This is a genomic window from Comamonas sp., from assembly GCF_009360615.1.
GTDB lineage: Bacteria > Pseudomonadota > Gammaproteobacteria > Burkholderiales > Burkholderiaceae_C > Comamonas.
The window spans coordinates 1-10,205 of record NZ_SPEY01000049.1 but is presented as its reverse complement, the minus strand read 5'-3'; the positions used below and the strand labels follow the sequence as shown (position 1 = coordinate 10,205).

The following is a 10,205-nucleotide window of genomic DNA, read 5'->3' as shown; positions in this document are numbered from 1 at the left end:
GGCTGATCCTGCTGGGCCGCTATGTCTGCCAGGCGCGCAAGCCGCGCTGCTGGGAATGCGTGGTCTCGCAGTACTGCGATTTCACGCCCAAGACCCCTGCACCGGCAGCAGGAAAAAAGAGCTAAAACTGCCTCAAACGCATACCCAAAAAGCGCTTGCCGCTATATTTTTTCAAATACCTCAGCTCTTGCCGCTGACACCGGCCGATTCAAAGCTGGCCATCTCGTTGAGCATGGTGCAGGCCGAGCGCAGCAGCGGCCAGACCAGGGCCGCGCCCGAGCCTTCGCCCAGGCGCAGTTGCCAGTCCAGCATGGGCTGGGCCTGCAGATGGGCCAGCAGGCGGGCATGGCCAGGCTCGCCCGAACGGTGCGCATACACGCAGCGCTGCAGCACATGGGGCTGAAGACGGCTGGCCACCAGCACAGCGGCCGTGGTGATGAAGCCATCCACCACGATCAGGCGGCGTTCGGCAGCGGCCTGCAGCACGGCGCCCGTCATGGTGGCGATCTCCAGCCCGCCCATGGCAGCCAGCACAGCCAGTGGCTCTTGCACTCCGGCATGAAAATCCAGCACCCGCCTGAGCACTGCGATCTTGCGCGCCAGGCCTTCGGGGCTCAGGCCCGTGCCCGCGCCCGTCACCTCCTCGACCGGCTCGCCACACAGACGCGCCAGCAGCAACGAAGCGCTGGACGTATTGCCGATCCCCATCTCGCCAAGCAACACCGCATTGCCGGGCAGTTTCTTGACCAGTTCTGCGCCATTGCGCAGGGCCATCGCGCATTGGGCCTCGCTCATGGCCGGTCCCTGGCTGCAGTCTGCCGTGCCATAGGCCACCTTGCGCCGCCACAGGCGCGGCGCATGGGCCCTGGGAAGCTTGTGCGCGGGATCCTGCTCGCGCACCTCGAAGTCCCGGGCCACGCCACAGTCCACCACATTCAGATCAATGCCGTTCTGCTGCGACAGCACGCTCACCGCAGCCCCCCCGGCGAGAAAGTTCTCCACCATCTGCCAGGTCACGTCGACCGGATAGGCCGACACTCCCTGGGCGGCCAGTCCGTGATCTGCGGCAAACACCACCATCTGCGGTGCATGCAGGGCGGGCGTCTCGCACCCTACGATGCCGGCAATGCGCAAGGCCAGCTGCTCGAGCACGCCCAGCGAGCCCTGGGGCTTGGTCTTGACATCCAGGCAGTGCTGGACGCGGGTTTGCAGCGCTGCATCATGGATATCCAGCACCTGCGGGCAGGACCAGAGGACGGACGGCGGGAAATCGGAAAAAGAAGCGGAACTCATGCGTGCAGTCACTCCCGGTGCATCAGGCCTGGGTGCCATCCGCTACCGGGATGCGGAAGGCAGGTTTCTGAAAACATGCAAGTATCGCGCTTTCGTCGGTACCGGAGCGCGAAGTTCACCGGTTGTACGAGGCTGGCAGGAAAAAGGCCCCGAAGGGCCTTGGCGGAAGACGCTGCAAAAAGCGTCAGCGAATGACTTCCTCCACCGTGATTTCGCGCAGGATGCCGCCATCCTTGACCGAGCCACTGACCGCGCCGTCCTTGACACGTGCCATGCAGGCCTGCTGGTCGATTTCGGTCTTGAACACACCACAGCGGGCATAGGCATTGCGCTGATACTGGCTCATGCCCTGGCCGTCGTCGAGCTTGCCCTTCTTGGCCTCTGCACTGGCCGCCATCGCCTCGCGAGAAGAAGAGTTGCTATCACGCATGGGGCGCTGGCCCTTGTGGTGGTGGCGGTGGTGCTGCTTTTTCATCGCAGGCCCGGCCGCATCCATCGCCGCTGGCTGACCCGCCGGCTTGGCCGCTTCCGTCTGCGCGCCGGCCATTGCGGCCATTGACAGAACTGCGGCGCCCAAAGCAAGTTGAAGACTCTGAACCTTGAAAAAAGCCATAAGCAACTCCATTCCAGAAAGTAAACAGCCCGGTCAGCTTGCACGCACTCTCAGGCAGGGCTTATCGGTTCAGCGGCTATGCGTCCGCAGGATCACTCCTACAAATCAGCGGGCAAGCTGGAGTGAAGCGGGCTCAAACCATTGCCCCACCCCCTGTGCCAGACGTTCAAAAACCTGTTCCAGACTGGGTGCCTCATGGCCGAACAGCGCGTGAATCACCTCGGCGTTCTCGAAGAGTCCGTGGAGGTAGGTACCGATGACTGCGCTGTTGCCTGCCTGCCACAGCATGCCGGGCAACAGCTCCCGGGCCTGCCGAGCACCCGCCGCCTGCATGTCGGCACGTAGCTGGGTCCGCCCGTGATGGATCTCGTAGCCTCGCACCGTCACGCCGCTCAAGGCGTCCCACGGGGCATGCAGCTCCGGCAGTTTCAAGCTCGTCGGCTGCACGGTCTTGTCCAGCGCAAACAGGGTCGCCAAAGGCAGGAGGCCCAGGCCTGCGGCATTGCCGTCCACACCATGCAGATCGATCAGCGCCTCGCCCAGCATCTGCAAACCGCCGCAAATGCCCAGGACCTGCCTGCCGTGTTCCGCATGGGCGACAACGGCGGCATCCAAACCTTGTCCACGCATCCAGGCAAGATCAGCCGCCGTGGCCTTGCTGCCCGGCAGAATGACCCAGTCCGCCTCCGCGACCTGAGCAGGAGAACGCGCCCAGACCACGCGCAGACCCGGCACGTGCAGCAGGGGCTGAAATTCATCGAGATTGCTGATGCGCGGATAGGCGATGATGGCAATCGTGGTGTGGATCGCCCGCCCTGCCCCCGTGCTGCCACGATCGTCGAACACGCCGTCCTCCTCGGGCAGACCGTGCTGGAACTGCATGGGAATACAGGCTACCGTGGGCACGCCCGTCTTCTCCTGCAGCATCTGGGGTGCCGGTGCCAGCAGAGCCGCATCGCCGCGAAACTTGTTGAGCACAAAGCCCTTGACGAGCTTTTGCTCGTCCTCGGGCAGCAATGCCCAGGTGCCGTAGAGATGTGCAAAGGCGCCGCCGCGGTCGATGTCAGAGACCAGCAGGCAATGTGCATTGCAATGTTTGGCCACGCGCATATTGACCACATCGCTGGCGTGCAGGTTGATTTCGGCGGGGGAGCCCGCGCCTTCGATGACCACCACGTCGTTTTCGGCACGCAGCTCATCCAGCGCCTGCGCGATCTGCGGCCAGACCTTGAGGCTGCGCCCGCGCCAGGGCATGGCGCTCAGCGCCTCGTCAACCTGGCCGAAGAGCACGACCTGACTGCGCGTGTCGGCCTCTGGCTTGAGCAGCAGCGGGTTCATGCGCACATCGGGCACGGCTCCCGCAGCCAGCGCCTGCAGATACTGCGCCGTACCGATCTCGCCCCAGCGGCCCTCGGGCGTGGCAACAACGCGCGCGTTGTTGCTCATGTTCTGCGCCTTGAACGGCGCAACCTTCAGGCCCTGGCTGCGGTAGTAGGCACACAGTGCCGTCGCCACCCAGCTCTTGCCCGCGCCACTGCTGGTGCCCAGCACCATGATGCAACGTGCTGTCATGTCTCAGGTTTCGGTGGGGATCGGCAGCACCATGCGCTGCAGGATTCGGGCCAGCGCCTCGCCGGGATGCGTGCACATGCCCATGTGCGAGGGCGAGGTCTGGATGATGCTGCTGCGCCTGGCCGTGAGCCAGTGGTAGCGCGCCCGCATGGGCAGCTGGGCAATCGGCCCGCCATCCGCACGGCCTTCACAGATGGCCACGATGGAGCCCAGGTGACGGTGCACGGCCTCCAGATCCACATTCGGATCCAGCGCCAGCAGACGCTGTTCGTCGAGGGCGATGCCGGCCTGCAGATGACCGGTGCGCTGGCACGACAGGATCACGCCCGCATTCACGAATTCCTCACGTTCCACGCGCGGCACCACACGCACGATGGCGTAGTCATAGACCTCATGCGCGAGCATCGATCACTCCTTGCAACCAGCGGCCACGCTCGGCAAGCCGGGCCGCAAAATAATTCACGTAGGCCGCGCGATGGGCCTGTGCATTCTTGAGCACATCGCCCTCTTTGTCGGCTGCGGCCTGCGCCAGAAAGCAGTCAGGCACCTCGTCCAGAATGCTCTGGAGCACTTCGGGCCCGAGCTTGGCGGCCAGCGGTGCATCCAGCTGCGCCAGCAGGCTGGCCTTCGGCAGCAGCACGTGCTCGGCACTGGGCGCAAAAGGCCTGGCCGGATCGGCAACCGTTCCGTTCCAGGCATGGTGAAAGGTCAGACTCGCACCATGATCGATCAACCAGGGCCGCTTCTGGTACATCAGCATATTGGTGTTGCGTGCCGTGCGGTCCACATTGCTGACCAGGGTGTCGAACCACACCAGGCGGGAGGCGAAGTCGTTGTCCACCACGTCCACCGCCGGATCGAAGTTGATGGAGCCGGGCAGATAGTCCAGCCCCACGTTCAGCCCGTCGCTGGCGCGAATCAGGTCCTGGATCTCGGGATCGGACTCGGTGCGGGACAGATCGCCGTTCAAGCGCAGCAGCACGATCTCGGGTACCGGCAGACCCAGCGCACGCGCCATGCCCCCCGAGATGATCTCGGCCATCAGCGCGCGCACGCCCTGGCCGGCGCCCCGGAACTTGAGCACATAGGTGCCCAGGTCGTCGGCCTCGACAATCGCCGGCATGGAGCCGCCTTCCCGCAGGGGGGTTACGTAACGCTCCACCAGCACCGAGCGAAGCTTCAAGGTTTCAGTAGCCATGGGAAATGGTAGCGCCTTGCCCCCATCCGGTCCGATCGGCAAGGTCATTGGATGCTTTTCCAGGCCTGTTCAAGCGCGGCCTGCGACACGGGCGGCAGCACGCCGAGCCGCACATGGCCGCTCAGGCCGAAGCTTGCGCAGTCGCGCAGTTTGATGCCCTGGGCGCGCAGAGCCGCCAGGGGCCCTGCCAGCTCTGCCTGCGGCAGGCCTGCGACAAAATAATTGGACTGGTGTCCGGGAACGACCTGCCAGCCCAGTCTCTCGCACAGCGCCAGCTGCTGCGCCTTCCAGCGGCGCAAGGTCATCAGGCTGTGGGCCAGCCATTGCTGAACCTCGTCCGTCACCCAGGCCTGCAGCATGGCCACACCGTGCGAGCCCACCACCCAGGATGCCGCCAGCGCGTTCAGTGCCTGCACCTCTGCCGCTGCGGCCTTCACGGGCGCAATCGCATAGGCAGCGCGCACGCCGGTCATGCCCAGGGCCTTGTTGGGCGTCCACAGCTGCCAGATGCCGTCGAGATCGCGCTCGGGCGGCTCGCCCTCCAGCCATAACGGACGATAGGCGCAATCGAGCACGCGCCATTCCTTCTCCAGAGGCGGCAGCTGCCAGGCAGGCCAGATGTCTTCCATCGCCCCCAGCGGACTGGAAGGCTCGCAGGCCCAGCTCAGCACTGGCGGCACGGCCGGCGAGCGCCGGCCAAGCGCCAGCCGCCAGACGCGCGCGGCCTGCAGATAGTCGCCATAGTGGTGCCGGGGAAACTGCACGCTTTTGGCACCGCTGCGCACGGCGTGCAGCGTGATGCGGTGGATCAGCTCGCTGCTGCTGGCGCCTACCAGGATGCGCTCGACCGCCACACCATGAAAGGCCGCCAGTTGCTGACGCAACACCATGTAGTGCGGATCGGGGTACTGCGCGACATGGGCCGCCTGCAGCGCCTTCACGGCCATGGGACAGGGTCCGCAGGCATTGCGATTGGTCGAAAAATCATGCGCTGGCACACCCAGCGCGTCGCTGCCGCCATGCATGGCTGCCGCATTCACATCAAACATCGGCAAGCAGCCTTCCTCTCCACAGCACCATAAAAATCATAGCTATCAACGAGAGCAGGACATGCGCCGCGATCACTTTTGATGCCAATTTTACAGACATCTTCAAATCAGCCGTCTGCGGCGACCGCCCCTGCGGGTTGAGTCGGTAGACGCCGGGCTTGGAGAGCTGAACCCCCACAGCCCGGGCCATGGCCCCCATGGGCCAGCCACCGTTGGGCGATGGCGTCACGGCCGCATCGCGCCTCAACCCGGCCCAGGACAGGCCGCCAGCCAGCAGCGCCAGCCAGAGGGCGGTGATGCGCGCCGGAATCCAGTTCAGCACATCGTCGGCGCGGGCCGCCCATTTGCCCGCCCATTGCCAGTGGCGGCGGCGGTCGCCCTGGCCTCGCCAGCCCGGATAGCCCCACATGGCATCGGCCGTATTGGCAAAGCGATAGACGGCGGCCCCGGGCAGACCGGCCAGGGCAAACCAGAACAGCGGAGCAACCACGGAGTCGCTGAGATTTTCGGCCAGCGTCTCGATGGCACTCTCGCGCACGGTGGCCGCGTCCAGTTGCGTCGTATCGCGGCTCACCAGCCAGCTCAGACGCTCCCGCCCTGCGGGCAGCGACTGCTGCAGTGCGCCCTCCACGGCCAGCACCTCATCCCTGAGCATGCGCCAGGACAGCAGCGGCTTGAGCAACACCCCCATCACCAGCCCCCAGAGCCACCATGGCGCAAAGCCCAGCATGAACTGCGTCAGTCCATAGACCATGAAGAACCCTGCGGCCAGCACGGACCAGACAAGTGCGGCAAGACAAAAACGCAGATAGTCGCGCGGCACCTCGGCACGCGGTGCCAGTGCCTGCCCCGACCAGCCCAGCAATTGACCCATCAGCACCACCGGGTGCAACCAGACCGGCGGCTCGCCCCAGAGCCGGTCCAGCAACAGGGCCACGAGCACGGCCAGCAGACCCGCCTGCACATTGGCAGCCCAGTGGATCACCGCCAGATCGCTGGCAGTGAATGCCTGATAAAGCCACGCCAGCGGACTCAGGGAAAGACCGATCAGCTCGGTCCAGCCAAAACTCGTCATGCGTCTGTTTTGCCCTTGTCGGCGCGCGGCTGACCTTCGGTCGGCGCTGACGCGATCCGCGAGTCGTCCCAGACATCGTCCATCAGCATGTCCTCCAGAGGGGCGCGGCAGGCCCATTTTTCCTGCTGCAGCATGGGCTCGGCATAGTAGGCATCGACAGGCCCCAGGCAGAGCACGCCCAGCGGGTGGGCCCCTTCAGGCATCTGCAGCAATCTGGCCAGCGCCAGCGGATCGAAAATCGAGACCCAGCCCATGCCCAACCCTTCGGCACGCGCCGCCAGCCAGAGATTCTGGATGGCACAGGCGCTGCTGGCGATGTCCATCTCGGGCAGGGTGCGACGACCGAAGACATGCGCTTCGCGTCCCGGCGGCATGGCAACGACCAGTACCTCGGCCGCATCGAGCACGCCCTGGACCTTGAGCCTCATGAAGTCTTCCTCACGTTCGCCCAGTGCATGGGCGGTACGCACGCGCTCCTCCTCGATCAGAGCGTGGATCTGCCGGCGCAGATCGGCGCTCCTGACCCGAATGAAGCGCCAGGGCTGCATGAACCCCACGCTGGGCGCATGGTGCGCAGCACGCAACAGGCGCAGCAGGACCTCGTCGGCCACTGTCCCGCCCGCAAAATGGCGCATGTCGCGACGCTCATAGATGGCACGATAGACGGCAGCCCGCTCGGCCTCGGTGAAAGGCGTGGCGGCAATCGTCGCAAAGGAGCGGGGCTTGGATTCGGTCATGGAGCTATTGTCGCGCCACAGACATGGCAAAAGCCATCAGTCTTCAATCCCTCTTTGAGCAGGAATACCCGCCTGGAAGGCATGTTTGATCAGCGTCATCTCGGTCACGGTATCGGCGATGTCGATGATCTCCTGCGGGCAGCGACGGCCTGTCAGGCAGACATGCACATCCTTGGGGCGCGCATGGAGCGTGTCCAGCACCTCCTGCAGCGGCAGCCAGCCATAGATCAGCGGATAGGTGATCTCGTCGAGCACGACCAGAAAAAGTTCTCCCGACAAAATATCGGCCTTGGCCTTTTCCCAGCCGTCACGCGCCAGCTGGGCCGAGTGATCGAGGTCCCTGCTCTTCCAGCTGAAGCCGTCCCCGAGTCCCTGGATGGGCAGACCGACCTGTTCGGCCAGACGATGCTCTCCAAAGCGGGCCGTGGGCACCTTCATGAACTGATAGACCTTGACGGCCTTGCCCCGGCCCATGGCGCGAAAAGCCAGGCCGAAGGCGGCCGTGCTCTTGCCCTTGCCATTGCCGGTGTTGACGATGATCAGGCCACGGCGCTCGCCCTCGGGCTTTTCGTAAGGCTTCTCGGTGGGAGGAGTTTCAATATTCACAGCTACTCTCGCTTGTCTATCAAGGGCTAAAGGACAAAAAGTCAAAAAATTTCGGCCAAACTCAGCTCAGGCGCGGCAAGGCCAGCCACAGGCCGTCGAGTTCGCGCACCTGTATGCGTCGGTCAAACACGGCCTCCAGCGCTGCATGGGTGGCGGGATCACCGCAAGCGCCCTGATGCGTGATACGGCCGGCCTGCATGACGACCATTTCGTCGGCCAGCAGGGCAAAGGACAACTCGTGCAGCACGCTGACCAGGGTCGCACCTTGTTGCACCAGACTGCGGGCCGTGAGCATCCAGTCGGTCTGGTGGGGCGGATCCAGATTGGCCAATGGCTCATCCATCAGCAGCGTCCGGGCCTGCACCGCCAGGGCCCGCGCCAGCAGCACGCGCTGGCGTTCACCGCCCGATAGCTGGCCTATGCTGCGCTGGCGCCAGTCCCAGGCATGGGTCTGGCGCAACGCCTGCTCCACGGCCTGGCGATCGGCGCTTGAGGCCGGAGCCAGCCAGCCCTGATGGGGCAAGCGCCCCAGCATCACCAGGTCATAGACGGCCATATCGGCCGCCACCGGCTGGTTCTGACCCAGCCAGGCCAGGGCCTTCGCACGCTCTCGGCCATTCCAGTCGCCGAGCTTGCGGCCCTGCAAAAACACGGCACCGCTTTGCCGCTGGTTGGCCGCCCGCATACCCGCCAGGGCACGCAACAGCGTGGACTTGCCCGCGCCATTGGGGCCGACGATGGCCGTCCAGCGGCCCCGGGGAATGCGCAGACTGATCTGACGCAACACCTCGCGTGCGCCCAGGTGCACGTTCAAGGCCTCGGTCGCCAAGGCGCTGCCGGTCTCGGGATGGCGGCTCATGCGCCCTCCCCAGACGGCATGGCGCCGCGCCGGTGCATCAGCCAGAGCAGATAGCTGCCGCCCAGCACGGCGGTCAACACGCCCACGGGCAATTCCTGGGGTGCCATCAGCCAGCGCGCCAGCAGGTCGGCAGCCAGCAGCAGCACCGCCCCCATCAGGCTGCTGAGCACCAGCAGCCAGCGGTGCAGCGCACGCACCATGGAGCGCACCAGATGGGGTGCAGCCAGGCCCACAAAAGCAATCAGGCCGGTCTGGGCCACGGCGGTGCCTGTGGCCAACGCCAGCAGCACGATCAGCAACAGACGCAGCGGCGCCAGCGGCAGGCCCAGACTATGGGCCGTGGCCTCGCCCAGCGCGAGTCCGTCGAGCACGCGGCTCAGGCAGCAGGCCAGCACCAGCGCAGGCAGCAGCACCCAGAGCATGAGTCCACAGGCATTCCAGCCCGAAAACGCCGTGCTGCCCAGCATGAAAGACTGCATGGCCTGCATGATGTCGGGGTTCATGAGCAGCACCAGCGACGCGGCGGCACCCAGGACCACGCCCACCACCACGCCGGCCAGCAGCAGACGCATCGTGTTTTGCACGCCCTTGGCCAGCACCAGGGTCAGCACCACGGCAAGCACCGCACCGGCAAACGCCGCCCCCGTCACCCCCCAACGGGCCAGGCCGGCCAGCGCGAACGGTGAAACCCCCAGGGCGGCCATGGCAAGCGCCACCCCCAGGGATGCCCCCGAGGCACTACCCAGCAAGTAAGGATCGGCCAGGGGGTTGCGAAACACGCCCTGCGCCACCGCTCCGGCCAGCCCCAGCAGCCCTCCGGCCAGCAAGGCCGCAGCCGTGCGCGGCAGACGGATGTCCATCACGATCTGCCAGGCCAGCGGGTCATGCCGGGCATGAAGCACGCTCTCGAACCCGGTGCTGCCAATGCCCGCGCCCAGCAGCGCCAGCAAAGCCGCTGCCAGCGTCAGCCACAGCAGCAGCCAGGCAGCGGCCAGCCCGCGCTGCCCCCTGCGGTGATGAATGGAGATGCAGGCCTTCATGGACTCTTCTTGCCCTGCCTCGCCGCCAGACGTTGCAGACACTGGGCGATGATTTGCGCCCCCTCCGCCATGCGTGGGCCGGGGCGCACCAGAATGTCGGATTGCTCGGGCGTGAAGGCGCAGATCGCGCCCTGCTTCACCGCCCGCATCTGGGCCCAGCCCG

Annotated in this window: 11 protein-coding genes and 2 pseudogenes; 1 reads left to right on the top strand and 12 read right to left on the bottom strand. The window is 65.6% G+C overall.

The window, feature by feature from the left end; translation table 11 throughout:
* Positions 1 to 125: pseudogene (locus tag E2583_RS14060) on the top strand (endonuclease III); the annotation flags it as partial.
* Between the two features lie 55 nt (positions 126 to 180).
* Here the strand turns inward: E2583_RS14060 and cobT are convergent.
* The 12 genes and pseudogenes from cobT to E2583_RS24680 form a co-directional block, all read right to left on the bottom strand.
* On the bottom strand, positions 181 to 1,293 hold the full coding sequence (gene cobT, locus E2583_RS14055; RefSeq protein ID WP_291596693.1) for a nicotinate-nucleotide--dimethylbenzimidazole phosphoribosyltransferase: 1,113 nt from the start codon (positions 1,291 to 1,293) through the stop codon (positions 181 to 183).
* A 184-nt stretch (positions 1,294 to 1,477) separates the two neighbouring features.
* Positions 1,478 to 1,849, bottom strand: a complete 372-nt coding sequence (locus E2583_RS14050) for a hypothetical protein (RefSeq protein ID WP_291596691.1) — start codon at positions 1,847 to 1,849, stop codon at positions 1,478 to 1,480.
* Positions 1,850 to 2,011: 162 nt separating this feature from the next.
* Positions 2,012 to 3,478, bottom strand: coding sequence for a cobyric acid synthase (locus tag E2583_RS14045; RefSeq protein ID WP_291596689.1), 1,467 nt, complete (start codon positions 3,476 to 3,478; stop codon positions 2,012 to 2,014).
* Between the two features lie 3 nt (positions 3,479 to 3,481).
* Complete coding sequence (locus E2583_RS14040; RefSeq protein WP_291596688.1) at positions 3,482 to 3,883, bottom strand: DUF3037 domain-containing protein; 402 nt, start codon at positions 3,881 to 3,883, stop codon at positions 3,482 to 3,484.
* Positions 3,870 to 4,676 carry a HipA family kinase gene (locus tag E2583_RS14035; protein ID WP_291596686.1) on the bottom strand — a complete coding sequence of 269 codons (807 nt, stop codon included), beginning with the start codon at positions 4,674 to 4,676 and terminating at the stop codon, positions 3,870 to 3,872. The genes E2583_RS14040 and E2583_RS14035 overlap by 14 nt, the downstream gene beginning before the upstream one ends.
* A gap of 44 nt (positions 4,677 to 4,720) precedes the next feature.
* A complete protein-coding gene (locus tag E2583_RS14030) occupies positions 4,721 to 5,725 on the bottom strand; it encodes an aminotransferase class I/II-fold pyridoxal phosphate-dependent enzyme (RefSeq protein WP_291596695.1) in 1,005 nt (334 codons plus the stop codon).
* Positions 5,718 to 6,800, bottom strand: coding sequence for an adenosylcobinamide-phosphate synthase CbiB (gene cbiB, locus E2583_RS14025; protein ID WP_291596684.1), 1,083 nt, complete (start codon positions 6,798 to 6,800; stop codon positions 5,718 to 5,720). The genes E2583_RS14030 and cbiB overlap by 8 nt, the downstream gene beginning before the upstream one ends.
* A complete protein-coding gene (bluB, locus tag E2583_RS14020) occupies positions 6,797 to 7,537 on the bottom strand; it encodes a 5,6-dimethylbenzimidazole synthase (RefSeq protein WP_291596682.1) in 741 nt (246 codons plus the stop codon). The genes cbiB and bluB overlap by 4 nt, the downstream gene beginning before the upstream one ends.
* Before the next feature lie 36 nt (positions 7,538 to 7,573).
* Entirely contained in the window at positions 7,574 to 8,143 is a 570-nt protein-coding gene (gene cobO, locus E2583_RS14015; protein WP_291596680.1) for a cob(I)yrinic acid a,c-diamide adenosyltransferase, read from the bottom strand.
* A 61-nt stretch (positions 8,144 to 8,204) separates the two neighbouring features.
* A complete protein-coding gene (locus E2583_RS14010) occupies positions 8,205 to 9,002 on the bottom strand; it encodes an ABC transporter ATP-binding protein (RefSeq protein WP_291596679.1) in 798 nt (265 codons plus the stop codon).
* Positions 8,999 to 10,042 carry an iron ABC transporter permease gene (locus E2583_RS14005; protein ID WP_291596677.1) on the bottom strand — a complete coding sequence of 348 codons (1,044 nt, stop codon included), beginning with the start codon at positions 10,040 to 10,042 and terminating at the stop codon, positions 8,999 to 9,001. The genes E2583_RS14010 and E2583_RS14005 overlap by 4 nt, the downstream gene beginning before the upstream one ends.
* Positions 10,039 to 10,205 (bottom strand): annotated as a pseudogene (locus E2583_RS24680) (ABC transporter substrate-binding protein); the annotation flags it as partial. The gene E2583_RS14005 and the pseudogene E2583_RS24680, both read right to left, overlap by 4 nt.

What these genes read in the sequence shown, in the direction of transcription:
- cobT (WP_291596693.1), bottom strand. Translation starts at nt 1,293, where the DNA reads ATGAGTTCCGCTTCTTTTTCCGATTTCCCGCCGTCCGTCCTCTGGTCC.
- E2583_RS14050 (WP_291596691.1), bottom strand. Translation starts at nt 1,849, where the DNA reads ATGGCCGCAATGGCCGGCGCGCAGACGGAAGCGGCCAAGCCGGCGGGT.
- E2583_RS14045 (WP_291596689.1), bottom strand. Translation starts at nt 3,478, where the DNA reads ATGACAGCACGTTGCATCATGGTGCTGGGCACCAGCAGTGGCGCGGGC.
- E2583_RS14040 (WP_291596688.1), bottom strand. Translation starts at nt 3,883, where the DNA reads ATGCTCGCGCATGAGGTCTATGACTACGCCATCGTGCGTGTGGTGCCG.
- E2583_RS14035 (WP_291596686.1), bottom strand. Translation starts at nt 4,676, where the DNA reads ATGGCTACTGAAACCTTGAAGCTTCGCTCGGTGCTGGTGGAGCGTTAC.
- E2583_RS14030 (WP_291596695.1), bottom strand. Translation starts at nt 5,725, where the DNA reads ATGTTTGATGTGAATGCGGCAGCCATGCATGGCGGCAGCGACGCGCTG.
- cbiB (WP_291596684.1), bottom strand. Translation starts at nt 6,800, where the DNA reads ATGACGAGTTTTGGCTGGACCGAGCTGATCGGTCTTTCCCTGAGTCCG.
- bluB (WP_291596682.1), bottom strand. Translation starts at nt 7,537, where the DNA reads ATGACCGAATCCAAGCCCCGCTCCTTTGCGACGATTGCCGCCACGCCT.
- E2583_RS14010 (WP_291596679.1), bottom strand. Translation starts at nt 9,002, where the DNA reads ATGAGCCGCCATCCCGAGACCGGCAGCGCCTTGGCGACCGAGGCCTTG.
- E2583_RS14005 (WP_291596677.1), bottom strand. Translation starts at nt 10,042, where the DNA reads ATGAAGGCCTGCATCTCCATTCATCACCGCAGGGGGCAGCGCGGGCTG.